The sequence below is a fragment of the Kineococcus gurbantunggutensis genome (assembly GCF_050871925.1).
Classification (GTDB): Bacteria; Actinomycetota; Actinomycetes; order Actinomycetales; family Kineococcaceae; genus Kineococcus.
On the sequence record NZ_JBJLSG010000066.1, the window covers coordinates 1 to 26,071 of the forward strand.

The following is a 26,071-nucleotide window of genomic DNA, read 5'->3' on the forward strand; positions in this document are numbered from 1 at the left end:
GGGGGGGGGGGGGGGGGGGGGGGGGGGGGGGGGGGGGGGGGGGGGCGGGCGGCCCGGGGGGGGGGCCGCCCCCGCGCCCTCAGGGGCGCGGCAGCCGGCAGGAGCGCAGGTAGGCGAAGGTGCGCCGGGCGATGGGCAGGGGAGCGTCGAAGGCGACCGGGTAGAGGTCCTGCTCGACGATGGCGAAGACGTCACGGTCGAGATCTTCCAGCGCCCGCAGCACCGGCGGCATCTCGGGGACCCCCGAGGGGGGCTCGACCATGGCCCCGAGCTTGACCGCGTCGCCGAAGCCGAGGTCGTCGGCCTTGACCTTGGCGACCACCCGCGGGTCCACCTGCTTGAGGTGGGCGTAGGCGATCCGGTCGGGGTACCGGCGGATGAGGTCCAGGTTGTCACCGCCGCTGTACGCGACGTGACCGGTGTCCAGGCACAGCTTGACCGCGTCCGGGTCGGTCATCTCCAGGAAGCGCTCGATCTCGTCCTGGGTGTCCACGTGGGTGTCCGCGTGGGAGTGGAAGGCCATCTGCAGCCCGTAGCCGTCCTTGACGGCCCGGCCCAGGCGGTCCATGCCGGAGGCCAGGCGCGCCCAGCCCTCCTCGTCCAGCGTGCGCGGCTCCAGCGCCTCGCCGGTCTTGTCGCTGCGCCACTGCCCGGGGATGACCACCAGGTGGGTGCCGCCCACGGCCCGCGTCAACGCGGCGACCTGCTCGACCTGGGCCCAGGCCTGGTCGTAGTGGTCCGGGCGGTGCAGGGCGGCGAAGATCGTGCCGGCGGAGACCCTCAGGCCCCGCGGGGCCAGCTCGTCGGCCAGCCGCTGCGGGTCGGTGGGCAGGTAGCCGTACGGTCCCAGCTCGATCCACTCGTAGCCCGCCTCGGCGACCTCGTCGAGGAAGCGGGTCCACGGGGTCTGCAGCGGGTCGTCGGCGAACCAGACGCCCCAGGAGTCGGGGGCCGACCCGATGGTGATGCGGCTCACTTCAGAACCCTCCACGTCGTCGTGTTCCCGCGCCCTGCGCGGCACGGGAACTGTCGCGCGCGGGGCGCGACCTGTCAAGGATTTGTCCAGACATTCTTACCTTCTCGACCCCGGGGTGCACCGGGCCCGGGACACCGTGGCACCGGTGCACCGCGCGCACCACCGGACGCACCCGCCGGGCGCGCCTCAGAGGAGCGGGCGCTGGCGCGCCTTGTGCTCCTCGTACTCGGCGCGGGCGCGCTGCGTGGAGGCCAGGTGCGAGACCTCCGAGACCGGCACGTCCCACCAGCCGCCGCCGTCGGGGGCCCGGGAGTGCAGGTCGGTCTCCACGTGCACCAGGGTCGACCCCTCCGACGCCTTGGCGTCGCGCAGGGCCGCCACCAGCTCCTCGCGGGTGCGCACGCGCAGCACCCGCACGCCCAGGCTCTCGGCGTTGGCGGCCAGGTCCACCGGCAGCTTCCCGCCGGCCAGGTGGCCCTGCTCGTCGCGGTAGCGGTAGCTGGTGCCGTAGCGCTGCGAGCCGCGCGACTCGCTGAGCGCGCCGATGGAGGCGAAGCCGTGGTTCTGCAGCAGCACCACGACCACCTTGACGTGCTCCTGCACGGCCGTGACCAGCTCGGTGGGCATCATCAGGTACGAGCCGTCGCCGACGGTGATGAACACGTCGCGGTCCGGGGCGGCCATGCGCACCCCGATGCCGCCGGGGATCTCGTAGCCCATGCAGGAGTAGCCGTACTCGACGTGGTACCCCTTGCGGTCGCGGGTGCGCCACATGCAGTGCAGGTCCCCCGGCAGCGATCCGGCCGCGCAGACCACGACGTCGCGCGGCCCGGCGACCTCGTCCACGGCGCCGAGCACCTCCGCCTGCGCCAGCACCCCCTCGCGCTCGCCCAGGCCGGAGCGGTAGTAGGACTCCACCACCGCGTCCCACTCGCGGTTCAGCCGCGCGGCGCGCTCGCGGTACGCGTCGGGGGTGGAGAAGCCCTCCAGCGCCGCGGTCAGCGCCTGCAGCGCCTCGCGGGCGTCGGCCAGCACCGGCAGCCCGGCGTGCTTGACCGCGTCCAGCCCGGCGACGTTGACGTTGACGAAGCGCACGCCGGGGTTCTGGAACGCGGTGCGCGAGGCGGTGGTGAAGTCCTGGTAGCGGGTGCCGACCCCGATGACGAGGTCGGCCTCGGCGGCGACCTCGTTGGCCGCGGTGGTGCCGGTGGAGCCGATCGCCCCCAGGCACAGCGGGTGGTCGTAGGGCAGCGTGCCCTTGCCTGCCTGGGTCTGGGCCACCGGGACGCCGGTGGCCTCGGCGAAGGCGCGCAGCGCGTCCTCGGCCTCGGAGTACGTCACCCCGCCGCCGGCGACGACCAGGGGCGCCTTCGCGGAGCGGATCAGCTCGGCGGCCTCCTGCACCAGCGCCCGCTCCGGCACCGGGCGGGCGATGCGCCAGGTGCGCTCGCGGAACAGCTCCGCCGGCCAGTCGAACGCCTCGGCCTGCACGTCCTGCGGCAGGCAGACCGTCGCCGCGCCGGTCTGCGCGGGGTCGGTGAGCACCCGCATCGCGCCCAGCAGCGCGGACGGGAGCTGCTCGGGGCGCCAGACCCGGTCGAAGAAGCGCGACAGCGGCCGGAAGGCGTCGTTGACGGAGACGTCGTAGCCGGTGTCGGTCTCCAGCTCCTGCAGCACCGGGGAGGCCGCGCGGGTGGCGAACACGTCGCTGGGCAGCAGCAGCACCGGGATGCGGTTCACGGTCGCCAGCGCGGCGCCGGTGAGCATGTTGGACGAGCCCGGCCCGATGGAGGCGGTCACCGCCATCGTCTGCAGCCGGTCCTTCTGCCGGGCGTAGCCGACGGCGGTGTGCACCATCGCCTGCTCGTTGCGGCCGGTGATGTACGGCACGGGCGCGGCGGGCTTCCAGCCGTCGCCGGCGTCGGCCTCCAGCTCCGCCTCCAGCAGCGCCTGGCCCACCCCGGCCACGTTGCCGTGGCCGAAGATTCCCAGCACGCCGCCGAAGAACTGCCGGCGGATCCCGTCGCGCTCGGTGAACTGGCAGCTCAGGAAGCGCACGACCGCCTGGGCGACGGTCAGGCGGACGGTGCCCGCCGGGGTGGGGGGTTCAGCGCTCATGGCGATCGGCTCCGATCGGTCCGTGTCTTCGAGGGGGTTTCTCAGGCGCCGGTGGGCGCGGTGTACAGGGGCAGGCGGGGGTCGACCGGCTGGTCCGCCCACGTGCCGCGGACCCAGCCGTGGGCCGGGTCGTCGCAGATGCGCCAGGCCCGCTCGTCCTCCGGCCCGGCCATGACGTTCAGGTAGTACATGTCGTGCGAGGGGGCGGCGATGGACGGCCCGTGCCAGCCGTGCGGGACGAGCACGACGTCGCCGGAGCGGACCTCCTCGAGCACGTCGAGCGGCCGCTCAGGCTCGCCCTGCACGCGCTGGTAGCCCAGCCCGTCCGCGGCCCCCGGGGTGCCGGCGGGGGCCAGCGAGCGGAACTCGAAGTAGTAGACCTCCTCCAGCTCGCTCTCCACCTCGCTGGTGCGGTCGTGGCGGTGCGGGGGGTAGGAGGACCAGTTCGCCGCGGGGGTGAGCACCTCGCAGGCGATGAGCTTGTCCGTCTCGAACGCGGCCGGGGTGGCGAAGTTGTTCACCTGCCGGCTGCACCGCCCGGCCCCGCGGAGCTCCACGGGGACCCCGGAGGCCGGGCCGTACCGGAAGGGCAGGCGGCGTGACGCCCGTGCGCCCGGGAACGAGAACACGCCGCCTGCGGCACTGGAGACCGTCAGCTCGCTGTCGCGGCCGACGTAGGCGAAGTCGGTGACGCCGTCGAACACGCTCGTGCGCCCGGCCAGGTCCAGGACCCGCCCGTCGACCTCCACGCGCGCCGAGCCCGACAGCGGCAGGACCAGCACCTCGTCCTGCCCGGTGGCGAACGTGCACCGCCCGCCGGCGGGCAGGGTGAGCGTGCGCAGGCCGGAGAAGCCCCAGCCGGCGCTCTCGGGGGTCACCACGAGGTCGAAGCCGTCGCGGGCGGCGCTGCCGCGGGGCAGGTGCAGGGGGTTGCGCGCCACGTCCCGGTCCCTCCTTCCCGTCGTCGGGGTGGTCAGTGCACGAGCGAGGCGGCGGTGCGCACGGCGCCGGCCACGTCGTCGTCCGGCGGGTACAGCAGCGTGCGGCCCACGGTCAGCCCGCGCACCGACGGCAGCGACAGCGCCTTGCGCCAGGTCGCGAACGTCTCCTCCGGGGAGGTGGCCGGGTCCCCGCCCAGCAGCACCGTCGGCAGCGTCGTGGCCTCCATGACGCGCTCCATGTCCTCCACCACCGGCAGCTTCAGCCACGTGTAGGCGGTGGTGCGGCCCAGGGCCTGCGCGACGTTCACCGACTTGATGACGCCCTCGGCGCTCAGGTCGTGCACGACCTTGCCGCCCTGCCGGCGCGACCAGAACGGCTCGACCATCGCCACGAGGCGGCGCGCGGCCAGCTCGCTGACGGCGTGCGCGGAGGCGGTCAGCGTCGGCAGCGTGCCGGGGTCGTCCAGCGCGATGCGGGTGAGGAACTTGCCGCCGTCGAGGTTGGCCTCGGCGATGGCCTGCGCGTCGTAGCCGGTGAAGCGGTCGTCCAGCTCGAAGGCGGCGCCCTGCAGGCCGCCGCGGTTCATCGAGCCCAGGACGACCTTGCCCTCCAGGGCGCCCAGCAGCGTGAGGTCCTCGACGATGTCGGCGCTGGCGAGCAGGCCGTCCACGCCCGGGTCGGCCAGCGCCACGCGCAGCCGGTCCAGCAGGTCGGTGCGGCTGGCCATCGCCATCGGCCGGTCCCCCACGCCGTTGGCGCCGCGGGCGGGGTGGTCGGCCGCCACGACCATGAGGCGGCCGTCGGCGGGCAGCAGGTGCTCGCGGCGGCGGCGCGCGCGCGCGGCCAGCGCGATGCGCTCGGGCTCGAACGCGCGGATGCGCGAGACCTCCGCGTAGTCCCTGGCGAAACCGGTGGGGGCGGGGTTCTCAGGCACGGGCGGCGACCTCCTCGAGCAGGGCCTCGACCTCGGCGGTCGTGGGCATGGCGGTGGAGCACTCCCGGCGGGTGGCGACGATGGCCCCGGCGGCGTTGGCGAAGCGCAGCACGCGCTCGAGGTCCCAGCCGGCCAGCAGGCCGTGGCACAGGGCCCCGCCGAAACCGTCGCCGGCGCCCAGGCCGTTGGTGACGCGCACCGGCGTGGGCGGGACCTCGACGACCTCGTCGCGGGTCATGCCCAGCACGCCGCGGGGGCCCTGCTTGACGATCGCGACCTCGACGCCGGCGTCCAGCAGCGCCTGCGCGGCGCGGCGCGGCTCGGTCTCGCCGACGGCGACCTCGCACTCCTCCCGGTTGCCGACCGCGACGGTGACGTGCGGCAGGGCGCGGCGCACCTCGGCGCGCGCCTGCTGCGGGTCCGCCCAGAACATCGGCCGGTAGTCCAGGTCGAGCACCGTCAGGGGGGCGCGGGCCCGCGCGCGCCAGGCGACGTGGTGCGCCTCGCGGCTGGGTTCCTCGCTCAGGCCGGTGACCGTGGCCCAGAACACCCCGGCGCGGGCGATCGCCTCCAGGTCCAGCTCGTCGGCGCGGATCCGCAGGTCGGGCGCGGTGGGCAGGCGGTAGAAGAGCAGCGGGAAGTGGTCCGGCGGGTAGATCTCGCAGAACGCCAGGGGGGTGTTCAGGCCCTGCACGGCGCAGACGAAGGCGTCGGAGACGCCGAACCCCGCGAGCGCCTTGTGGACGAACCTGCCGAAGGCGTCGTCGCCGGTGCGGGTGATGACGGCCGAGGCGCGCCCGTGCCGGGCCGCGGCGACGGCGACGTTGGTGGCGCTGCCGCCGAGGTACTTGCCGAAGGTCTCGACGTCCTCCAGCCCGACGCCGTCCTGCAGGGGGTACAGGTCGACGCCGACCCTGCCCATCGTCACCACGTCGAACGCGGCGCTGCTGCTCACGCGAGCCTCCCTCATGTCGTCGTCGGCCGTCCTGCGGGTGCGCCCGGTCCCCCGGAGGGGGTGGCCCGGTCGCGGTCGTCCCGGGCCGCGGCGGCGCGGTGACGGCTCCAGCCTGCTCCGCACCTCCGGGGCTGTCAAGCATATGTCAGGACAAACTGACGTGCTGACGTGAAAGGCACCCGGCCGTTAGCATGGCGCGACGGCCGACAGCGGCTGAGCAGCGACGCTGAGCACAGGAGCCCCCCGGTGGACGACCTCTTCGACGACCTGGACCGGTCCAGCCCGGTCCCCCTCTACTTCCAGGTCGCCCGGCAGATCGAGCGCGCCATCGAGGTCGGCAAGCTGCCGCCCGGCTCGCGCCTGGAGAACGAGATCCACCTGGCCGACCGCCTGGGCCTGTCGCGCCCCACGATGCGCCGGGCCATCCAGCAGCTCGTCGACAAGGGCCTGCTGGTGCGCAAGCGGGGGGTGGGCACCCAGGTCGTGCACGGGCAGGTCACCCGCCCCGTGGAGCTGACCAGCCTGCACGACGACCTCGCGGCCAACGGCCAGCGCCCCAGCACCACGGTCCTCGTGCACGAGGTCAGCACCGCCGCCGGCGAGGTCGCCGCGCGCCTGGCGGTGCCCGAGGGCAGCCCCGTGCTGCACCTGCGGCGGCTGCGCTGCTCCGCCGACGAGCCGCTGGCCGTGCTGGAGAACTGGCTGCCCGAGCCCTTCACCGACCTGGCCGAGGAGACCCTCGCCGAGCGCGGCCTGTACCAGGTGCTGCGCTCGCGGGGGGTGGGGATGCGCGTGGCGCGCCAGCGCATCGGCGCCCGGCGCGGCACGGCCGAGGAGTGCCAGCTCCTGGGCGAGCACCGCGGCAGCCCGCTGCTGACGATGGAGCGCGCCACCCACGACGACTCCGGGCGGGCCGTGGAGTGGGGCCGGCACGTCTACCGGGCCAGCCGCTACGCCTTCGAGGTCACCCTCGTCGACCGCTGAACCCCGGGAGTCCCGCGCGGGGGTCCCGCACGAAGGTCCCGCCCGGGGGCCCCGCGCGGGGGCTCAGGCGGTGGCCGGGGCCCGGCGCACGTCCAGCACCGGCAGGGTCCAGCCCACCAGCGGGCCCACGAGCGCGGCGAAGGCCAGGGTGCCCGGCCCCACGTCCCCGCCCAGCGCCCACCCCACGGCCAGCACCGAGACCTCCACGCCCGTGCGCACCTGCCACACCGGCCGTCCGGTGCGCGCGTGCAGGCCGGTCATCAGCCCGTCGCGCGGGCCGGGGCCGTAGTGCGCCCCGATGTACAGGCCGCTGGCCACGGCCAGCAGCAGCAGGCCCGCGGTGAACAGCGCCGCGCGCGCGGGCAGCGAGGAGGGCGGGTCGAGCACCGCCACGACGGCCTGGATCACCGTGCCCACCACCAGGACGTTGGCCACGGTGCCGGCGCCGGGCCGCTGGCGCAGCGGGATCCACAGCAGCAGCACCAGCAGGCCCACGGCGTTGGTCACCCACCCCAGCCCGGCGCCGGTGAGGCGGGACAGGCCCTGCGCGAAGACCGTCCACGGGCTCACCCCCAGCGCCGCCTGGACCATCAGCGCCTCCGCGGCGCCGTAGAGGACCAGGCCGACCGCGAGGCGCAGGACGCGCTGGGGGTGGCCGGACGGGAGTGGACTGCTCACGCAGGAGATTGGACCGCCCCGAGCGCACCACGGGAAGTGCCAATCGCACTACGGTGGCCCGGTGACGACGATCGGCGCCCGCCCCCTGGCCGGCCTGCTGGGCCCCTGGCGCGACCGCTCCCCCGCCTACGCCGCCCTCGCCGACCGGGTGCGGCTGCTGGTGCTGGACGGCCGGCTGACGGCGGGCACCCGGCTGGCCGCCGAGCGCGAGCTGGCCGCCGCCCTCGGCGTCAGCCGCACCACCGTCGCCGCCGCCTACGCCGCCCTGCGCGAGAGCGGGCACGTGGTGAGCGTGCGCGGCTCGGGCAGCGTGGTGCAGCCCCCCGCGGCGGCCGCGCCCGCCGAGGGCGAGGACGCCGGCGGCGGGAGCGGGGGTGCGCCCGGGCACCCGCAGGTGCTCGACCTCGTCAACGCCGCGCTGCCGGCGGTGCAGGGCCTGCAGGAGGTCGTCGAGCGGGCGGTGCGCGCCCTGCCGCGCCACCTGGGCGGCACCGGGTACGAGATGCGGGGCGTGCCCGAGCTGCGCGAGGCCGTCGCCCGGCGCTACACCGAGCGCGGGCTGCCCACGCGCCCCGACGAGGTGCTCGTCACCGTCGGCGCCCAGCACGCCATCGCGCTGCTGGCCCGCACGTTCCTGCGCCCGGGCGACCGGGCGCTGGTGGAGACGCCCACCTACCCCACGGCCGTGCGGGCGCTGACCGCCGCGGGCGGGCGGGCGCTGCCGGTGCCGGTGGGCCCCGGCGGCTGGGACGGGGAGGCCCTGCGCGAGGCGTTCACCCGCGCCCGCCCCGCGGTGGCGTACCTGGTGCCGGACTTCCACAACCCCACCGGGGCCACGATGCCCGCCGCCCAGCGCCGCGAGGTGCTGGAGCTGGCCGAGCGCAGCGGGACGCGCGTGGTCGTCGACGAGACCACCGCCGACCTCGGCTTCGCCCCCGGCGCGCCGGCCTGGGTGCCGTTCCCCGGCGACGTCGTGCACGTCGGCTCGCTGGCGAAGTCGGTGTGGGCCGGGCTGCGCCTGGGCTGGGTGCGCGCCGACGCGGCCACCGTGCGCGAGGCGCTGGAGCACCGCTCCCCCACCGACCTGGGCACCCCCGTGCTGGAGCAGCTCGTGGGCGCCGAGGTGGTCGACGTGCTCGACGCGTTCGCCGACCGGCGCCGCGCGCAGCTGCGCGCCTCGCACGACGCGCTGCACGAGGCCCTGGCCGAGCGGCTGCCGTCGTGGCGGGTGCCGCGCGTGGCCGGCGGGCTGAGCACCTGGGCGAACCTCGGCGCGCCGGTCAGCAGCTCGCTGGTGCTGGCCGCCCGCGCCCGCGGCCTGCTGCTGAGCACCGGCCCGCGCTTCAGCGTCGACGGGGCGTTCGAGCGGTACCTGCGGCTGCCGTTCACGCTGGCGCCCGAGCGCATGCGCCGGGTGGTGGACGTCCTGGCCGACGCGTGGGCGGACACCGCGCGCCTGCCGCAGGCGCTGCCGGCCCCCGAGGCGCTCGTCTGAGGAGGGCGGTCCGCGCGGGGCGCGGGCGGGGTGCGGGCGGGGTGCGCGCGGGGGTGCGGGTGCGCCGCGCCCGCGGGCCCCTACCGTGGGCAGCGCCCCGATCCCGCCGCGGCAGAGAGGCCGAGACGATGACCGCCACCCCCACCGCCCGCACCCCCGTCTGGTTCACCCCCGCCGACTGCGACCTCGAGGCGTTCCGCGCGCTCGTCGAGCAGGAGGCGACGCTGCAGGAGCACCCGTTCGCCGACGCCGTCGAGCAGGGCGTGCCCGTCTACGGCGAGCGGCTGCGCGAGCACCTGGACGAGCCCGCCGGGCGCCGCGAGGTGCAGGCGGAACTGGTGCGCACCCTGGCCGACGGCCCGGGCATCGCGGTGTTCCGCGGCGCATTCGAGACCGGCGTCGTCGAGCGCGCCACCGCGGTGTTCCGCGACCTGATCGCCGAGCAGCGGGCCGCCGGCCTCGGCGGCGGGGACCACTTCGCCAAGCCCGGCGCGAACGACCGCGTGTGGGGCGCGCTGGACAAGTTCGCCCTGCGCGAGCCGGCGGCGTTCTGCGACTACTACGCCAACGACGTGCTGGCGCTGGTGAGCGAGGCGTGGCTGGGCCCGGGGTACCAGGTCACCTCGCAGGTCAACGTCGTCAACCCCGGCGGCACCGCCCAGCGCGCCCACCGCGACTACCACCTGGGGTTCGTGGACCGCGAGCGGGCGCTGGCGCACCCCGCGCACGTGCACGCCCTCTCCCCCGCGCTGACGCTGCAGGGCGCGGTGGCGCACGTGGACATGCCCGTGGAGTCCGGGCCGACGCTGTACCTGCCGCACTCGCAGAAGTTCCCCGCCGGCTACGTCGCCTTCCACCAGCCGGAGTTCGCCGCGTACTTCGAGGAGCACCGCGTGCAGCTGCCGCTGCGCACGGGCGACGCGGTGTTCTTCAACCCGGCGCTGTTCCACGGCGCCGGCTCCAACGTGTCCGCCGACGTGTCGCGGATGGCGAACCTGCTGCAGGTGTCCTCGGCGTTCGGGCGGGCGATGGAGACGGTGGACACCACCGCGATCAGCTCGGCGGTGTTCGGGGTGCTGCGCGAGCGCCGCGCGGCCGGGGCCGGGGAGCGCTGGCTGCGCGACGTCGTGGCGGTGGCCGCGGAGGCGTACCCGTTCCCCACGAACCTGGACCGCGACCAGCCGGTCGGCGGGCTGGCGCCGGACTCGCAGGCCGACGTGCTGTGGCGGGCGCTGACGCAGGGCTGGGAGCAGCAGCGCCTCGACGCCGAGCTGGCCGCGGGCGAGGAGCGCCGCCGCACCGGCGCGCGCTGACCGGCGCGCGCCGGACGGCCCACGCCGACCGGTCCGCGCGCGCGGCGGCCCGCCACCCCCCGGCGGGGGGTGGCGGGCCGTCGTGCGCGGGGGTCGCCGCGGGGTCTCAGCCGTGGTGCCCGGCGGGCAGCTTGACGGCCAGGACGGGCACGTCGGCCTCCATGAGCAGCTCCTGGGACAGGCTGCCCAGCACCGCCTTCCCCACCGGCGAGCGGCGCCGGACCCCGATCACCAGGCGCTGCACGGAACCGGCCCGCTCGGCGAGCGCGTCGAGCACCGCCTCCTCGCGCGAGCGGCGCGAACGGCGCTCGACGACCTCCACCCGCAGGTCCTGCGGTGCGCCGGAGAGGTCCAGCGGGCCCAGGCGCAGGTTCACGGCGACCAGGTCGGTGCCCAGCAGCCGCGCCTCGGCGTAGGCGGCGTCCAGGGCGTTGCGCCCCTCGGCGGAGTCGGTGACGGCGACCACGACGGACATGCGTTCCTGCCTCTCCTCGATCCTCGAACGGTTCCCCCGACCGGCGGTCAGGAGTAGTCCCGGCGGAACTGCGCCTCCAGCTCCTCCAGGGAGCGCCCGCGCGTCTCGGGCACCGAGGTCGCGATGAAGACCAGGGCGGCGACGCCCAGGGCGGCGAAGACGAAGAACGTCGAGGAGATCCCGATGCCGGCGACGAGCTGCGGGAAGGTGAGGCCGACGAGGAAGTTGGTGGTCCACAGCAGGAACACCGCCACGCCCAGGCCGAACCCGCGCAGCTTCAGCGGGAAGACCTCCGCCAGCATCAGCCAGACGAGGGGGCCGATGGTGCCCTGCATGACGAAGACGAACGCGACGACGAGCGCGAGGACGACGTAGCCGCGCACGACCCCGGCCGGCAGGACGGTGGAGCAGATGCCGACGAGGAGGTGGGCGGTGGTGGTGCCGGCGAAACCGACGAGCAGCATGGTGCGCCGGTCGACGGAGTTGATCAGCCGCAGGCCGACGAGCACGCCGGCCAGGGAGAAGGCGCCGTTGGCGGTGTTCGCGATGAGCGCGCCGTCGGCCGAGAAACCGACCTCCTGCAGCAGCTGGGTGCCGTAGTACATGATCGAGTTGATGCCGGTGAGCTGCTGGAAGACGGCCAGCCCGATGGCGATGAACAGCACGTGCCGCACCCACCGGGTGCCCAGGTCGGACCAGCCGCCGACGTGGGCCTGCTTCTCCTGCTCGGCCAGCGCGTGGACCTCGGCCAGTTCCGCCGCGGCGCGCTCGGGGCTGCGCACCTGCTCCAGGACGGCGAGGGCCTCGGCGTCCCGGCCCTTCGAGGCCAGCCAGCGCGGGCTCTCCGGCATGCGCAGCATCCCGGCGAAGAGCGCGACGGCGGGCAGCGCCGCGACGGCGAGCATGTAGCGCCACACGTGCTCGTGCCCGCCCCAGACGTTGCCGATGACCGCGTTGACGACGAACGCCGCGAACTGCCCCGTGACGATCATGACCTCGTTGCGGGTGACGAGGCCGCCGCGGCGCTCGGACGGGGCGATCTCCGCCAGGTAGACCGGCACCGTCACCGACGCGCCGCCCACGGCGAGCCCGAGGACGAAGCGGGCGACCACGAGCACGCTCAGGCCGGGGGCCAGCACGCACCCCAGGGCGCCGACGAAGAACAGCCCGGCCAGCAGCAGGATGTTCCGGCGCCGGCCGTGGCGGTCCGACAGTCGCCCGCCCACGGCGGCGCCGAGGGCGGCCCCGAGCAGCAGGATGCTGGTCACCAGGCCCTCGGTGAACGCGGTGAGCCCGAAGTAGGTCTTCATCGGCTCCAGCGCGCCGTTGATGACGCCGGTGTCGTAGCCGAAGAGCAGGCCGCCGAAGGTGGCGACGACGGCGACGAGGCCGAGCCTGCGCGAGTGCGGTCCGCGGGTGTCCGGCGGCAGCGCCGGCAGGCCGGTGGCGGCGTTTCCGTGCGTCGGTGAGGCCATGGGGAACCCTTCGTGCGTGCTGCGTCGCAGCGTCGATCGGGTGGCCGGGGCCGCGGGGCGGCGACCGCGCCGCTGCCCGCTCCCCCGTCGAACTCGTGCCCGCGCCGTGGTGCGCCGGCGGCTCGACCGTAGGGACGCCTCCTGGCATATGTCAAGACAACATGACGTGATCCGCTCGCCCGGGCGCCCCGGAACGCCGTCGGCCCCCGCGGCGGGGAGCCGCGGGGGCCGACGGGTGGTGCGCCCCGCGGGGGGCGCCGCTCAGGCGCCGAAGTGCGCCGGGAGCGTCGCCTCGTGCGCGGCGCGCAACTCGGCGAGGGGCACGGTGAACAGCCCCTGCACGTCCAGGGCCGCCTGCTCGCCCTCGGCGCCGGCGTCGGTGACGCCGATGCGCACGTGCGCCAGGCCGCGCGCGGTGCACATGTCCGTGAAGCGGACCTCCTCCTCGCGCGGCACCGCGACGACCGCGCGGCCGGCGGACTCGGAGAACAGCGCCGTGAAGGCGTCGACCCCGTCGCGCTCGCACAGCTCGTCCAGCCACACGCGCGCGCCCACGCCGAAGCGCAGCACCGACTCCACCAGGGCCTGCGCCAGGCCGCCGTCGGACAGGTCGTGCGCGGCGTCCACCAGGCCGTCGCGCGAGCAGTTCACCAGGACGTCGGCCAGCAGCGCCTCGTGCGCCAGGTCCACCGCCGGCGGCAGCCCGCCCAGGTGGCCGTGCTCGGCCCACGCCCACTCCGAGCCGCCCAGCTCCTCGCGGGTGGCGCCCAGCAGGTACACGTTCTGGCCCGCCTCGCGCCAGCCCGAGGGCGTGCGCCGCGAGACGTCGTCCAGCACGCCGAGCACGCCGATGACCGGGGTCGGCAGGACCGCGGAGTCCAGGCCGCGGTCGCCGGTCTGGTTGTACAGCGAGACGTTGCCGCCGGTGACGGGCACGCCCAGCGCCTCGCAGCCCTCGGCCAGGCCCTGCACCGCCTCGGCGAACTGCCACATGACGCCCGGGTCCTCCGGGGAGCCGAAGTTCAGGCAGTCGGTCACGGCCAGCGGCCTGGCCCCGGCCGCGGCGACGTTGCGGTACGCCTCGGCCAGCGAGAGCTGGGCGCCGGTGCGCGGGTCCAGCTTCGCGTAGCGGCCGTTGCCGTCCAGGCTCAGCGCCACGCCCAGGCCGGTGCTCTCGTCCACGCGCACCACGCCCGCGTCGTCCGGGGTGGCCATCGTGGTGTTGCCCAGCACGTAGCGGTCGTACTGGTCGGTGACCCACGCGCGCGAGCACAGGTTCGGGGAGGCGACCATGCGCAGCAGGGTGGCGCGCAGCTCCTCGCCGGTGCCCGGGCGCGGCAGGCGCTCGGCGGTGGGGGCGTCGGCCTGCAGCGCGTCCTGCGAGGCCGGGCGCGCGTAGGGGCGCTCGTACACCGGGCCCTCGTGGGCCACGGTGCGCGGCGGCACGTCCACGACCGTCTCGCCGTGCCACTGCACCACGAGTTGGTCGCCGTCGGTGACCTCGCCCAGCACGGCGGCCTCGACGTCCCACCTGCGCGTCACGGCCAGGAAGGCGTCGAGGTTGGCCGGGGTGACCACGGCCATCATGCGCTCCTGCGACTCGCTCATGAGGATCTCCTCCGGCGAGAGCGAGGGGTCGCGCAGCGGCACGCGGTCCAGGTGGATCAGCATGCCGCCGTCGCCGGCGCTGGCCAGCTCGCTGGTCGCGCACGACAGGCCCGCGCCGCCCAGGTCCTGGATGCCCTCCACGAGCCCGGCGTGGAACAGCTCCAGGCAGCACTCGATGAGCACCTTCTCCTGGAATGGGTCGCCCACCTGCACCGCGGGGCGCTTGCTGGGCCCGCCGGCCTCGAACGTCTCCGAGGCCAGCACCGAGACGCCGCCGATGCCGTCGCCGCCGGTGCGGGCGCCGAAGAGGACCACGAGGTTGCCCGCGCCGCGCGCGTTGGCCAGGTGCAGGTCCTCGTGGCGCAGCGCCCCCACGCACAGGGCGTTGACCAGCGGGTTGCCCTGGTAGGAGGGGTCGAAGACGACCTCGCCGCCGATGTTGGGCAGGCCGATGCAGTTGCCGTACCCGCCCACGCCGGAGACCACGCCGGGCACCACGCGGGCGGTGTCGGGGTGGTCCACCCGGCCGAAGCGCAGGGAGTCCATGACGGCGATCGGGCGCGCGCCCATCGCCATGATGTCGCGGATGATCCCGCCCACGCCGGTGGCCGCGCCCTGGTACGGCTCGACGAAGCTGGGGTGGTTGTGGCTCTCCACCTTGAAGGTCACGGCCCAGCCGTCACCGATGTCCACCACGCCGGCGTTCTCGCCGATGCCCACCATCAGGGACTTCTTCATCTCGTCCGTGAGGTGCTCGCCGAAGGTGCGCAGGTGCACCTTGGAGGACTTGTAGGAGCAGTGCTCGCTCCACATCACGGAGTACATCGCCAGCTCCGCGCCGGTGGGGCGGCGGCCCAGGATGCCGCGGATGCGCTCGTACTCGTCGGCCTTCAGGCCCAGCTCGGCCCACGGCTGCGCGCGCTCGGGGGTGCCCGCGGCGCGCTCGACGGTGTCCAGCGCGGCGCCGGTGCGCGCGCCCGGGGCGGTCGGGGCGCTCACGCGCCCACCGCCGCCAGGCCGGCGCCCAGCACCGAGGCGAACAGCCCCAGCCCGTCGGTGCCGGGGCCGTAGCCCTCCTCCACCGCGTGCTCGGGGTGCGGCATGAGGCCCACGACGTTGCCGCGCTCGTTGGCGATGCCGGCGATGCCGCGCAGCGAGCCGTTGGGGTTGGCGCCCAGGTAGCGGAAGACCACGCGGCCCTCGCCCTCCAGCCGGTCCAGCGTCTCGTCGTCGGCCACGAAGCCGCCCTCGCCGTTCTTCAGCGGCACGGTGATCTCCGCCCCGGCCGCGAAGGCCGACGTCCACGCCGTCGCGGTGGACTCCACCCGCAGGCGCTGGTCCTTGCACACGAACTTCTGGTGGTCGTTGCGCACCAGGGCGCCGGGCAGCAGGTGCGACTCGCACAGCACCTGGAAGCCGTTGCAGATGCCCAGCACGGGCAGCCCGCGCCGGGCGCCGTCGACGACCTCGCCCATGACGGGCGCGAAGGAGGCGATGGCCCCGCAGCGCAGGTAGTCGCCGTAGGAGAAGCCGCCCGGCAGGACGACCGCGTCCACCCCGCGCAGGTCCGCGTCGGCGTGCCACAGCGCGACCGGCTCGGCGCCGGCCAGGCGCACCGCGCGGCGGGCGTCGCCGTCGTCCAGGGAACCGGGGAAGGTGACGACGCCGATCCTCACGCGGGCACCTCCTCCGCGGCGCGGACGGAGACGACGTCCTCGATCACCGGGTTGGACAGGAGCTTCTCCGCGGCGGCGCGGGCCTGCTCGAGGACCTCCGGGGTGACCTCCCCGTCGACCTCCAGCTCGAACCGCTTGCCCTGGCGGACGCCGGTGAAGGCGTCGAAGCCCAGGCGAGGCAGGGCGCCGACGACGGCCTTGCCCTGCGGGTCGAGGATCTCGGGTTTCGGCATGACGTCGATGACGACGCGGCCCATGCGCGGCGCTCCTTCGTGGGCGGTGGCCCAGCAGTGGGAGGGGATCTCAGCAGGGCTCAGGCTACCGCCCGCGCGGGCGCCGCCCGTCCGCGCGCGGCTCAAGGCGGGCGCCGCCCGGGGCGGGTGCGGCTCAAGGCGGGCGCCGGACCTGCCGACGTCGGGGTGCGGGCCGCGACGGGCCGGCCCGCGGGGAGGAGCGGCGCGTGCGGCGCACGGGTGGGCTGGGCGGGCGCGGCTGGCCCGCGCCCGCGACGGTCGTGGACGTGGCCGTCCTGCTCGCCGGCCTGGGCGTGCTCGCCGGCGCGGTCGCCTGGTGGCGGCGCGACGGGGCGGACCCGGGGCTGTGGCTGCTGCTGGCGGTGTGCGTGCCCGTCGGGCACGTGCTGACCCGCTTCCCGCTGACGGTCTCCTCCGGCTCGGTGGGCCTGTCGGTGCCGTGCGGGCCGCTGCTGCTGGCGTACCTGCTGACCGCCAGACCGCCGGGCACCGCGCTGCTGACGTGGGCGGTGACCGCGCTGGCGGCCTACCTGCTGGACGCGCGGCGCTGGACCAGCCGCGTCTTCAACGCCGGCTCCTCGATCCTGGCCGCCCTCGCCGCCACGCTCGTGGTGCAGGCGCTGCGCGCCCCGGACCCGGCGAGCCCGCGGCAGCTGCTGGTGGCGCTGGCCGGGGCCGCGACCTACCACCTGGTGGACCTGCTGCTGTCGCTGCTGACGCTGGCGGCGGAGTCCCCGGCGGTGGCGCTGCGCGAGCTGCGCGGGCCGGGCACCCTCGTCGGCGGCGCCGTCTTCCTGCTCGTGTCGACCCTGGGCTACCTCGGCGGCGTGGTGGACGTGCGGCTGCCGGACTGGATGACGCTGCTGCTGGCCGTGCCCGCCGTCGCCGTCGTGGTGGCCGCGTGGTCCTCCCGGGAGGCCGAGCACCGCCGCACCCAGCAGCACGAGCTGTTCCGCGCCTCGGTGGAGGTCCTCGGCGCCGGCGACCCCGGCGAGCTGCTGCAGGCGCTGCAGCGGCACGGCTCGGCCGTCGTCTCCAGCGGCCGGCTGCTGCTCTCCGAGGTCCCCCCGGGCCCGGGCGAGCTGGGCTTCGCGCTGCCCGTGGAGGACCGCGAGGGGGCCGGCCCGCGCTGGCTGGTGACGGCCCGCTCGCAGGAGGCCTCGCTGGTGCGCTACGACCGCGCCGCGCTGGAGTCGCTGGGCTCGCTGGGGGCCGCGGCGCTGCTGCGGGTGCGCCTGACCGAGGAGGCGGCGCGGCACGCGCTGCTGGACCACCTCACGGGCCTGGCCAACCGGCGCGCCTTCACCGCCCGCCTGGAGGCGGCGCTGGGCTGCGGGGAGCCGCTGGGGGTGCTGTTCGTCGACCTCGACGGCTTCAAGGCCGTCAACGACACCCTCGGGCACGCCGCCGGCGACGAGCTGCTCGTGCACGTCGGCGAGCGCCTGCGCCGCCTGGCGGGCCCGGGGGCGCTGCCGGCCCGCCTGGGCGGCGACGAGTTCGCGGTCCTGGTGCCCGACACCGCGCCGGGGTTCGTCGAGGACGTGTGCGACCTCGTCGTGGCGGCGCTGGAGGACCCCTTCGTGCTCGCGGCCGGGCCGGCGTCGGTGGCGGCCAGCGTGGGCGCGACGACCTCCGGGCCCGGCGACGACGCCGACGCGATGCTCTCGCGCGCCGACGCGGCGATGTACGAGGCCAAGCGCTCCGGCGGCTCGCGCGCCGTCGTGACGCACGCGGTCGCCTGACCCGCCCAGCCCGCCCGGCCCGCCCGACCGGCCCGCCCGACCTCGCCGCCCGGCCGGCTCAGCCGCCGTCGAGCTCGGCGAGGGCCTCGTGGGCGCGGGCGACCGCGGCCACGCGCTCGCGCCCGCCGCGCCCGCGGCGCGCCAGCACGGCCTCGGCGAGCACGGCGGCGACCACCGCGGGCGCGGCGTAGCTGTCGAACGCGCCGGGCCCGCCCAGGGGGACCTCCAGGCGGTGGCGCACCAGGTGGTGGAACCCGCGCGCGCCCGGGTCGGCCACGAGCACGCACGGCACCCCCAGCGCCGCGGCGGTCTCCAGCAGCCGCCCGACGGCCGGGGTGCGGCGGCGGAACGCCACGACGACCAGCACGTCGCGCCCGTCGAGGGAGGCGACCTCCTCGGCGACGGTCTGCCCCGGCTGCGGGGCGATCCCCACGTCGGCGCGCGCCTGCAGGAGCTGCTCGCGCAGGTGCAGCGCGACCGGGTAGCTGTTGCGCCAGCCGGCGACGAGGACGCGGCGGGCGCCGGCGACGAGGGCGGCGACCTCCTCGACGGCGGGGGCCGGCAGCGCGGCGGCCAGGGCGTCCAGGGTGCGGCGCTCGTGCTCCAGGTGCGCGGCGACCGGGTCCCCGGCGGGCAGCGCGCCGACGGGCACGCCGCGGGTGCGGGCCTGCGCGCGCGCCTGCGCGAAGGTCTCGAAGCCCAGCCGGCGGAAGAACCTGCTGACGGTGGCCTTGGAGGTGCCGGACGCCTCGGCCAGCTCCGCCCCCGTGTACCCGGGGACCTCGGCGAGGTGGTCCAGGACGAAGTCGGCGACGCGGCGCTCGCCGGGGCCCAGCGCGCCGTAGACCTCCCGCACGCGCTCGGGGATGCCGCCGGGGGGCGCGGGCGCGGCGCTCACGGGCGCGGTGCCGGCGCCCGGCGCGCGGCCGCGTCGAGGACGGCGGCCTCCAGCGCGTCCAGGCCGGCGGCGACGTCGGCGGCGGTGACGGCCTCCTGCGGGGCGTGGCTGACGCCGTCCTCGCAGCGCACGAACAGCATCGCCACCGGCGTCACGGCGGCGACCGCCATGGCGTCGTGCCCGGCGCGGCTCCACAGGCGCGGCGGCTCGGCGTCGCCGGTGGCGGCGACGCCCGCCGCGATCGAGGCCGACAGCCCCGGGTCGCAGGCCACGCCGGGCGCGGAGTGCGTCTCGAGCAGCTCGAACGCGGTGCCGCGCGCCCGGCAGGTGCGCTCGCCGTGCTCGGCGATGCGCGCGACGAGCTCGTCGCGCAGCGCGTCGTGCTCGGCGCGCACGTCCAGGGAGAACTCCACCAGGCCGGGCACGACGTTCACCCCGCCGGGGAACGCCTGCAGCCGCCCGACGGTGGCGATGCCGTCCAGCTCCACGGCCAGGCGCTCCACGGCGAGCACCACGTCGGCGGCCGCGACGAGGGCGTCGCGCCGGCGCGGGTAGGGGGTGCCGCCGGCGTGCCGGGCCTCGCCGGTGACGCGGCCGGTGAACCGGCGCGCGCCGGCGATGGAGGTGACGACGCCGAGCGCGCGGCCGGCGGCCTCCAGGTGCGGGCCCTGCTCGATGTGCAGCTCCAGGTAGCCCACGAGGTCCTCGGGGCGCCGGGCGGCCTCGTCCACGCGGGCGGGGTCCAGCCCGAAGGCGAGCGCGGCCTCGCGCACGGTGACGCCCTCGGCGTCGGCGCGCTCCCACCAGTCCTCGTCCCACTGCCCGGCCACGGCCTTGCTGCCCATCAGGGCGGTGGCGAAGCGGGTGCCCTCCTCGTCGGAGAACGCGACGACCTCCAGCGCGAACGGCAGGTCCGCGGCGCGCCCGCGCAGCCGGCCGGCGACCTCGACCGCGCTGAGGACGCCGAGCACCCCGTCGTAGCGGCCGGCGTCGGGGACGGTGTCCAGGTGCGAGCCCAGCACGAGGGCGGGCAGGCCGGGCTCGCGGCCCTCCAGGCGGCCCCAGAGGTTGCCCGCCGCGTCGCGCCGGGTGCTCAGGCCCGCGGCGGCCATCCAGCCCGCGGCCAGCTCGTTCGCCCGCGCGTGCTCGGGGGTCAGGTGGGTGCGCTCGATCCCGTGCGCGCTCGCGGAGACCGCGGCCAGCTCGTCGCAGCGCGCCAGCACCCGCGCGGCGCCGCCGGGGGTGCCGCCGGGGGTGCCGCCGGGGGTGCCGCCGGGGGTGCTCACGCGCCCGCCCCCGCGGTCGCCGCCGCGTAGACCTCCTGCGCCGCGGCGCTGCCGCCGCCGGGCTCGACCGGGACGCCGTGCCGGCGCAGCACCTGCTCCAGCGCGGCGAGGGTGACGAGCACGGCGTCCTTGCGGGCGTTGTAGCCCATGGTGCCGATGCGCCACACGCGCCCGGCGAGCGGGCCGAAGGAGGTGCCGATCTCGATGCCGTAGTCCTCCAGCAGCTCGGCGCGCACGGCCTCGCCGCGCACGCCCTCGGGGACCTCCACGGCCACGACGTTGTGCATCTTGTGCGCGACGTCGCCGAACACCGCCAGGCCCAGGCCCCGCACGCCGGCGAGCGCGGCGGCCCCGTGCAGGCGGTGCCGGGCGATCGCGGCCTCCAGGCCCTCCTCCAGCAGCAGGCGGGCGCACTCGCGCGCGCCGTAGAGCATGGTGGTGGCCTCGGTGTGGTGGTTCAGCCGCTGCGGGCCCCAGTAGTCCAGGACCATGCCGAGGTCGAAGTAGTTGGAGCGGATGCGCTCGGCGGGCGGGGCGGCGGACGTGCCGGGGTCGGCGCGCAGGCCCGCCTCGACGCTGCTGCGCGAGCGGACCACCTCCACCGCGCGCGGGGACAGGCTGACCGGCGCGCTGCCGGAGGGCCCGCCCAGGCACTTCTGCAGCCCGGCGGTGGCCGCGTCGACCTGCCAGGCGTCCATCTCGAAGGCGTTGCCACCCAGGGAGGCGGTGACGTCGACGTAGAGCATCGCGCCGTGGCGGTGGCAGACCTCGCCGACGCCCTCCAGCGGCTGGTTCATCGTCGTGGAGGTGTCGCCCTGCACGAGGGCGACGAGCTTGGGGCGCACCGCGCGCACGGCCTCCTCGATCGCCTCCAGGGGGAACACCTGGCCCCAGGGCACCTCGATCGTGTGGACCTCGGCGCCGCAGCGCTCGGCGATCTCGCGCAGCAGGTGCCCGAAGCGGCCGAACACCGGCACCAGCACGCGCTCGCCGGGGGCGAGCAGGGAGACCAGGGCCGCCTCGATGCCGGCGCGGGAGGTGCCGTCGACCAGGACGGTGGCCTCGTTGCGGGTGCGGAACACCTCCCGGTACAGCGCGCGCGTCTCGTCCATGTAGGCGGTCATGGCGGGGTCGTACTGGCCCACGAGCTGGGCGGACATCGCGCGCAGCACGCGCGGGTCGGCGGTGATCGGGCCTGGCCCCATGAGCAGGCGGGGCGGGGGCGCGACGGGGGCGCCCACGGGCGCGTGACGGATCACCTGTTCCACGAGGGGCATCGTATGCAACGATCGTTCCAGGACACCAGCCTGCGAGGAGGCCCGCGTGGACGCAGCGGAGCGGGGACCGGACGGAACGGGAGGCGCCGGGGGCACCGGGCCCGGGAGCGCCTGGCGGGTGCTGGGCCGCGACGGCGGCCCGCTGCTGGCCGGCTCCGGCACCGGCCCGCTGCGCGGGGTGCGCGTGGCGGTCAAGGACAACGTCGCCGTCGCCGGGCAGCGCGTGGGCGGCGGGGTGCCGGCGTGGCTGGAGCGCGCCCCCGTGGAGGCGACCAGCGCCCCGGTGCTGCGCGCGCTGCTCGACGCCGGGGCGGGAGTGCGCGGCATCGCGCACACCGACGAGCTGGCGTTCTCGCTCATGGGCGTCAACGAGGCGCTGGGCACCCCGCCGAACCCGGCCGCCCCCGGGCGCGTGCCCGGCGGCTCGACCTCCGGGCCCGCCAGCGCCGTGGCCGCCGGGCAGGCCGACCTGGGGCTGGGCACGGACACCGCCGGCTCGCTGCGGGTGCCGGGCTCGTTCTGCGGCCTGCACGCCTGGCGCCCCACCCACGGCGCGCTGCCGCTGACCGGCGTGCTGCCGCTGGCCCCCTCCTTCGACACCGTCGGCCTGCTGGCCCGCGATCCCGCGCTGCTGGCCGCGGCCGCCGGGGTGCTGCTGCCGCAGGCGGACCCGGCCGGCCCGCGGCGCCCGGCCCGGCCCGCGGCGCTGCTGCGCAGCCGGCGCCTGCTGGCGCTGGCCGAGCCGGCCACCGCGCTGGCCGTCGAGGACGCGCTGGGCGCGCTGGCGGGGCAGCTCGCGGTGCCGGTGCGCGAGGTGGAGGAGGACTTCAGCACCGCCGAGGTGGAGGCGTGGACGGCGGCGTTCCGCACCGTGCAGGCCGTCGAGGCGTGGCAGCGGCACGGCGGTTTCGTCGAGGCGAACCCCGGCGCGCTGTCGGCGCCGGTGGAGGCGCGCTTCCGCGCCGGCCGCGACGTGCCCGGCCCGGAGCTGGCCGCGGCCCGCGCGGTGCTGGCGCGCACCCGCGCCCGCCTGGACGCGGTGCTCCGGGCGGGGTTCCTGTGCCTGCCGAGCACCGCCACCCCCGCACCGCCGCTCGGTTCGGGGCCGGAGGAGTTCGAGGCCGCGCGCGCGGGCACGCTGCGCCTGAGCACCCTGGCCTCCCAGGCCGGCGTGCCGGCGCTGGGCCTGCCGCGGGCGCGGGCCGGGGACCTGCCCGTGGGGCTGTGCGTGCTCGCGCCGCGCGGGGCGGACCGCTCGCTGCTGGCGCTGCTGGAGCAGGCGCCGCCGCGGGGGTGAGGCCCCCCGCGGCGGCGCGCGCTCAGTTCTGCGCGGCGGGCTCCAGGTCGCCGGTGCCCGAGCGGGGGGCGCCGATGCGCGCGGCCGGGACCGCCGCGGCACCCGCCGCCGCGTCCGGGTGGGGCACGACCACCAGGCGCCAGTCGCGCGAGGAGCCCGACACCAGCTCCGCGGTGGTCCGCCCGCCGGTGGTGCGCACCTCGAACACCGCCGGCTCGGCGCCGCCGGGCGCGGGCACGGACACCCGGCGCACGTCGCCGTCGGAGGGCGCGAACACGCGCAGCTCCACGCCGTCGTTCCAGGCGTACTCGGGGCCGTCGTCGTGCGCGCCGACCGGCACGACGGCGCCCGGGCGCGCCAGCAGCGGCACCTCGTCCACGCCGACGACCCGGCGCACCCAGCGCCCGCCGCGCACCCGGCGGCCGGTGGTGAACTCGGTCCACTCCCCCTGCGGCAGGTAGTAGCCCACCTCGCCGTCGGCGGAGAACACCGGCGCCACGAGCAGGTCCGGGCCGAGCAGGTACTGCCGGTCGCACACCACGGCCGCGGGGTCGTCGGGGAACTCCAGCACCATGGGGCGCATGACCGGCACGCCGGTGGTGGCGGCCTCCTCGGCGGCGGCGAGCAGGTACGGCACCAGGCGCATCTTCTGGCGGGTGAAGGAGCGCACGACGTCGACGGACTCCTCGTCGACCAGCCACGGCACCCGGTAGGAGCCGGAGCCGTGCAGGCGCGAGTGCGAGGACAGCAGCCCGAACGCGGCCCAGCGCTTGAACACGTCCGGGTCGGGCGAGCCCTCGAAACCGCCGATGTCGTGGCTCCAGTGCGCGAACCCGGACAGCGCCAGGGACAGCCCGCCGCGCAGGGACTCGGCCATCGCCGGGAACGTGGACTCGCAGTCGCCGCCCCAGTGCACGGGGAACTGCTGCCCGCCGGCGGTGGCGGCGCGGGCGAAGACGACGGCCTCGCCCTCGCCGCGGCGGCGGCGCAGCAGGTCGAACACCGCGGCGTTGTAGAGCTGGGCGTACTGGTTGTGCATGAACTCCGGGTCCGAGCCGTCGTGCCAGACGACGTCGGTGGGGATCCGCTCGCCGAAGTCGGTCTTGAACGCGTCGACGCCCGCGTCGAGCAGCGCCTCCAGCTTGGACTGGAACCAGGCGGTGGCGGCGGGGCTGGTGAAGTCCACCAGCGCCATGCCGGCCTGCCACATGTCCCACTGCCACACGCTGCCGTCGGCGCGGCGCACCAGGTGGCCCAGGCGCGCGCCCTCGTCGAACAGGTGCGAGCGCTGGGCGATGTAGGGGTTGATCCACAGGCTGGTGCGCAGGCCCCGCTCCCCCAGCCGGGCGAGCATCCCCTCGGGGTCGGGGAACGTGGCGGGGTCCCACACGAAGTCGCACCAGTGGTAGGCGCGCATCCAGAAGCAGTCGAAGTGGAACACCGACAGCGGGATCTCCCGCTCGGCCATGCCCTGCACGAAGGAGGTGACGGTGGCCTCGTCGTAGTCGGTGGTGAACGACGTGGACAGCCACAGGCCCAGCGACCACGCCGGCACGCGCGGCGCGCGGCCGGTCAGCGCGGTGTAGCGGCGCAGGACGTCCTTGGGGCTCGGCCCGTGCACGACGTAGTACGTCAGGCTCTGGCCCTCGACGGAGAACTGGTTGCGGGAGACGGCCTCCGAGCCCATCTCGAAGGAGACCAGGCCGGGGTGGTCGACGAAGACGCCGTAGCCGGCGTCGGTGAGGTAGAACGGCACGTTCTTGTAGGCCTGCTCGCTGCTGGTGCCGCCGTCGGCGTTCCAGACGTCGATCGACTGGCCGTTCTTGACGAAGGCGCCGAACCGCTCGCCCAGGCCGAAGGAGTGCTCCCCGATGGCCTGCTCGAGCTGCTCGTGCACGAACGTGCGGCCCTGCTCGTCGGTGACCACGCCGATGCTGCGGTCCGCCGAGCCGGTCAGGCGGCGCCCGCCGGCGAGGAAGTCCAGCGACCACGGGCCGTCGCGGCGCACCCGCGCGGTCAGCCCGCCGGAGGTCAGCCGCGCCTCCGCCTCCTCGACGGCGGTGACCACCTCGGTGCTCTCGCGGTGCAGCGCGAAGCGCGGGCCGCGCTCGACGCCGCCGCGGTGGTGCTCGATCGTCACGCCGATCACGTCGGGCGCCGGCGAGGTGAGCGTGACGGTGATGAGCGCCTGGTTCAGGGTGTCGCCGCGCCCGTCGCCGGGGCGGGTGCGCGCGAACACGCGCAGCGCGTCGCCGAGGTCCTCCACGGCGTCGACGGCGCGCGGGCGCAGCGCCTGCAGGCCGGGACGCAGCAGCCAGTACCCGTCGGTGAACTTCACGGGGGTCTCCTCCACGGGGTCGGGGTGGTCGCGCAGCGGTTCCGGGACGGGCACGACCGGTTTCCCAGGCCGCCGCCCGCCGTCGCCGGGCGGGTCGCCCCACCCCTGGCCGACCGCAGTGTCGAAGCGCTTCAACAAACGTAGCCACCCGCGACCGCCGTGTCCAGGCCCGGGCGGTGCGCGCACCGCGCGGGGTACCGTTCCCACCACCGCGCGCTCGCGCGCCGCCGGACCGAGGAGTTCTCGTGACCACCATCATGGACGTCGCCGCGGCGGCGGGGGTCTCCGCCAGCACCGTCTCGTACGTGCTCAGCGGCAAGCGCACGATCTCCCCCGCCACCCGCTCGCGCGTGGAGCGCGCCATCGAGCAGCTCGGGTACCGCCCGCACGCCGGGGCGCGGGCGCTGGCCTCGAACCGGACGAACGTCCTGGGCCTGGTGGTGCCGCTGCGCGAGGACGTCAACGTCAACGTGATGATGCAGTTCGTCCGCTCGGTCACCACCACGGCGCGCCGGCACGACCTCGACGTGCTGCTGCTGACGCAGGAGGAGGACGCCGGGCTGCACCGCGTCAGCAACGGCTCGGTCGTGGACGGCCTGGTCGTCATGGACATCACCGCCGACGACCCGCGCGTGGGCGTGCTGACCTCCCTGGACCGCCCGACCGTCCTCATCGGGGTGCCGCGCGACCCGCGGGGCCTGAGCTGCGTGGACTTCGACTTCGCCGGCGCGGCCCGCGCGGCGGTGGGGCACCTGACCGGCCTGGGGCACCGGCGGATCGCGGTGCTGGCCTCCCCCGCGCGCTCGCTGGACCGGCACGCCGGGTACGCCGAGCGGCTGCGCGACGGTTTCCAGGAGGCCGTCCTGGCCGCCGGGGCCCGGGGGGTGCACGTGCCGTGCGAGGCGGGCAGCGACGGCGTGCGCGGCGCGCTGGAGGCGGTGCGCGAGCGCCAGCCCGGCACCACCGCCCTGGTGGTGCACAACGAGGCCGCGCTGCCCGCGCTGCTGGCGGTGCTGACCGAGGAGGGCCTGGACGTGCCCGGCGACGTCTCGGTGGTCACCATCGCCGCCAGCGCCGGCGGGCACCTGCCGCGGGCGCTGACCTCGCTGGACATCCCGGCCCTGGACGTCGGGCGCATCGCGGTGGAGATGCTCGTGGCCCGCATCGGCGGGGACCGCACGTGCGAGACGCGCCTGCTGGCCGCGGTGCTGGCCGACGCCGGCAGCACCGCCGCGCCGGGGGCGGGCGTGCGGGCGCCCCCCCCCCCCCGGCCCCGGGCGGGGCCCGCCGAATGCCTATCACCCGCCGCCGCCCGGGGCGCAACACCATTAATCCCCCATAATTAAGTCC

The 26,071-nt window shown here is 76.4% G+C and carries 21 protein-coding genes; 6 read left to right on the forward strand and 15 right to left on the reverse strand.

What is annotated here, in order from left to right; translation table 11 throughout:
* Nucleotides 1-79: 79 nt before the first annotated feature.
* From ACRYR7_RS13535 to iolC, 5 genes are all read right to left on the reverse strand, one after another.
* The gene (locus ACRYR7_RS13535) at nt 80-976 is read right to left on the reverse strand and encodes a sugar phosphate isomerase/epimerase family protein (RefSeq protein ID WP_432572628.1); all 897 of its coding nucleotides are present in this window, start codon (nt 974-976) and stop codon (nt 80-82) included.
* Nucleotides 977-1,162: 186 nt separating this feature from the next.
* A complete protein-coding gene (gene iolD, locus ACRYR7_RS13540; protein ID WP_432572629.1) occupies nt 1,163-3,094 on the reverse strand; it encodes a 3D-(3,5/4)-trihydroxycyclohexane-1,2-dione acylhydrolase (decyclizing) in 1,932 nt (643 codons plus the stop codon).
* Between the two features lie 41 nt (nt 3,095-3,135).
* On the reverse strand, nt 3,136-4,035 hold the full coding sequence (gene iolB, locus ACRYR7_RS13545) for a 5-deoxy-glucuronate isomerase (protein WP_432572630.1): 900 nt from the start codon (nt 4,033-4,035) through the stop codon (nt 3,136-3,138).
* A 32-nt stretch (nt 4,036-4,067) separates the two neighbouring features.
* A complete protein-coding gene (locus ACRYR7_RS13550) occupies nt 4,068-4,970 on the reverse strand; it encodes a Cgl0159 family (beta/alpha)8-fold protein (RefSeq protein WP_432572631.1) in 903 nt (300 codons plus the stop codon).
* The gene (gene iolC / locus ACRYR7_RS13555) at nt 4,963-5,940 is read right to left on the reverse strand and encodes a 5-dehydro-2-deoxygluconokinase (RefSeq protein WP_432572632.1); all 978 of its coding nucleotides are present in this window, start codon (nt 5,938-5,940) and stop codon (nt 4,963-4,965) included. The genes ACRYR7_RS13550 and iolC overlap by 8 nt, the downstream gene beginning before the upstream one ends.
* Before the next feature lie 231 nt (nt 5,941-6,171).
* On the opposite strand from iolC, the gene ACRYR7_RS13560 reads away from it, so the two are divergent.
* A complete protein-coding gene (locus ACRYR7_RS13560) occupies nt 6,172-6,909 on the forward strand; it encodes a GntR family transcriptional regulator (protein ID WP_432572633.1) in 738 nt (245 codons plus the stop codon).
* Nucleotides 6,910-6,972: 63 nt separating this feature from the next.
* Here ACRYR7_RS13560 and yczE read toward each other — a convergent pair whose 3' ends face one another.
* Entirely contained in the window at nt 6,973-7,587 is a 615-nt protein-coding gene (gene yczE / locus ACRYR7_RS13565; protein ID WP_432572634.1) for a membrane protein YczE, read from the reverse strand.
* A gap of 61 nt (nt 7,588-7,648) precedes the next feature.
* Here yczE and yczR point away from each other — a divergent pair, with 61 nt between their 5' ends.
* On the forward strand, nt 7,649-9,082 hold the full coding sequence (gene yczR, locus ACRYR7_RS13570; RefSeq protein WP_432572635.1) for a MocR-like transcription factor YczR: 1,434 nt from the start codon (nt 7,649-7,651) through the stop codon (nt 9,080-9,082).
* 128 nt (nt 9,083-9,210) lie between these two features.
* Complete coding sequence (locus tag ACRYR7_RS13575; RefSeq protein ID WP_432572636.1) at nt 9,211-10,395, forward strand: phytanoyl-CoA dioxygenase family protein; 1,185 nt, start codon at nt 9,211-9,213, stop codon at nt 10,393-10,395.
* Nucleotides 10,396-10,501: 106 nt separating this feature from the next.
* Here ACRYR7_RS13575 and ACRYR7_RS13580 read toward each other — a convergent pair whose 3' ends face one another.
* The 5 genes from ACRYR7_RS13580 to purS all read right to left on the reverse strand — a co-directional run bounded on the left by ACRYR7_RS13580 (nt 10,502) and on the right by purS (nt 15,886).
* Entirely contained in the window at nt 10,502-10,870 is a 369-nt protein-coding gene (locus tag ACRYR7_RS13580) for a universal stress protein (protein WP_432572637.1), read from the reverse strand.
* Between the two features lie 47 nt (nt 10,871-10,917).
* A complete protein-coding gene (locus tag ACRYR7_RS13585; protein ID WP_432572638.1) occupies nt 10,918-12,345 on the reverse strand; it encodes a sugar porter family MFS transporter in 1,428 nt (475 codons plus the stop codon).
* Nucleotides 12,346-12,606: 261 nt separating this feature from the next.
* Nucleotides 12,607-14,952 carry a phosphoribosylformylglycinamidine synthase subunit PurL gene (gene purL / locus ACRYR7_RS13590; RefSeq protein WP_432572639.1) on the reverse strand — a complete coding sequence of 782 codons (2,346 nt, stop codon included), beginning with the start codon at nt 14,950-14,952 and terminating at the stop codon, nt 12,607-12,609.
* The gene (gene purQ, locus ACRYR7_RS13595; RefSeq protein WP_432572640.1) at nt 14,949-15,629 is read right to left on the reverse strand and encodes a phosphoribosylformylglycinamidine synthase subunit PurQ; all 681 of its coding nucleotides are present in this window, start codon (nt 15,627-15,629) and stop codon (nt 14,949-14,951) included. The genes purL and purQ overlap by 4 nt, the downstream gene beginning before the upstream one ends.
* Nucleotides 15,626-15,886: a phosphoribosylformylglycinamidine synthase subunit PurS gene (purS, locus tag ACRYR7_RS13600; protein ID WP_432572641.1), complete on the reverse strand. Its 261-nt coding sequence runs from the start codon at nt 15,884-15,886 to the stop codon at nt 15,626-15,628. The genes purQ and purS overlap by 4 nt, the downstream gene beginning before the upstream one ends.
* Before the next feature lie 203 nt (nt 15,887-16,089).
* Here purS and ACRYR7_RS13605 point away from each other — a divergent pair, with 203 nt between their 5' ends.
* Nucleotides 16,090-17,625, forward strand: coding sequence for a diguanylate cyclase domain-containing protein (locus tag ACRYR7_RS13605; protein ID WP_432572642.1), 1,536 nt, complete (start codon nt 16,090-16,092; stop codon nt 17,623-17,625).
* Between the two features lie 58 nt (nt 17,626-17,683).
* Here ACRYR7_RS13605 and ACRYR7_RS13610 read toward each other — a convergent pair whose 3' ends face one another.
* Genes ACRYR7_RS13610 through ACRYR7_RS13620 form a run of 3 tightly spaced genes read right to left on the reverse strand, consistent with a single transcriptional unit; the run spans nt 17,684 to nt 21,086 of the window.
* The gene (locus tag ACRYR7_RS13610) at nt 17,684-18,523 is read right to left on the reverse strand and encodes a MurR/RpiR family transcriptional regulator (RefSeq protein WP_432572643.1); all 840 of its coding nucleotides are present in this window, start codon (nt 18,521-18,523) and stop codon (nt 17,684-17,686) included.
* On the reverse strand, nt 18,520-19,809 hold the full coding sequence (locus ACRYR7_RS13615; RefSeq protein ID WP_432572644.1) for an allantoate amidohydrolase: 1,290 nt from the start codon (nt 19,807-19,809) through the stop codon (nt 18,520-18,522). The genes ACRYR7_RS13610 and ACRYR7_RS13615 overlap by 4 nt, the downstream gene beginning before the upstream one ends.
* Nucleotides 19,806-21,086, reverse strand: coding sequence for a pyridoxal-phosphate-dependent aminotransferase family protein (locus tag ACRYR7_RS13620; RefSeq protein ID WP_432572645.1), 1,281 nt, complete (start codon nt 21,084-21,086; stop codon nt 19,806-19,808). Before ACRYR7_RS13620 ends, ACRYR7_RS13615 begins: the two co-directional genes overlap by 4 nt.
* A 46-nt stretch (nt 21,087-21,132) precedes the next feature.
* Between ACRYR7_RS13620 and ACRYR7_RS13625 the strand changes: the two genes are divergently transcribed.
* A complete protein-coding gene (locus ACRYR7_RS13625) occupies nt 21,133-22,383 on the forward strand; it encodes an amidase family protein (RefSeq protein WP_432572646.1) in 1,251 nt (416 codons plus the stop codon).
* Nucleotides 22,384-22,405: 22 nt separating this feature from the next.
* On the opposite strand, the gene yicI is transcribed toward ACRYR7_RS13625, so the two are convergent.
* On the reverse strand, nt 22,406-24,721 hold the full coding sequence (yicI, locus tag ACRYR7_RS13630) for an alpha-xylosidase (protein WP_432572648.1): 2,316 nt from the start codon (nt 24,719-24,721) through the stop codon (nt 22,406-22,408).
* Nucleotides 24,722-24,966: 245 nt separating this feature from the next.
* Between yicI and ACRYR7_RS13635 the strand changes: the two genes are divergently transcribed.
* Entirely contained in the window at nt 24,967-26,067 is a 1,101-nt protein-coding gene (locus tag ACRYR7_RS13635; RefSeq protein ID WP_432572647.1) for a LacI family DNA-binding transcriptional regulator, read from the forward strand.
* The last annotated feature ends 4 nt before the right edge of the window (nt 26,068-26,071 follow it).

Bases quoted from the DNA above. Each gene is read 5' to 3' on its own strand.
- ACRYR7_RS13580 (WP_432572637.1), bottom strand. From the start codon at position 10,870: ATGTCCGTCGTGGTCGCCGTCACCGACTCCGCCGAGGGGCGCAACGCC.
- ACRYR7_RS13620 (WP_432572645.1), bottom strand. From the start codon at position 21,086: ATGCCCCTCGTGGAACAGGTGATCCGTCACGCGCCCGTGGGCGCCCCC.
- purS (WP_432572641.1), bottom strand. From the start codon at position 15,886: ATGGGCCGCGTCGTCATCGACGTCATGCCGAAACCCGAGATCCTCGAC.
- ACRYR7_RS13585 (WP_432572638.1), bottom strand. From the start codon at position 12,345: ATGGCCTCACCGACGCACGGAAACGCCGCCACCGGCCTGCCGGCGCTG.
- ACRYR7_RS13575 (WP_432572636.1), top strand. From the start codon at position 9,211: ATGACCGCCACCCCCACCGCCCGCACCCCCGTCTGGTTCACCCCCGCC.
- iolD (WP_432572629.1), bottom strand. From the start codon at position 3,094: ATGAGCGCTGAACCCCCCACCCCGGCGGGCACCGTCCGCCTGACCGTC.
- iolC (WP_432572632.1), bottom strand. From the start codon at position 5,940: ATGAGGGAGGCTCGCGTGAGCAGCAGCGCCGCGTTCGACGTGGTGACG.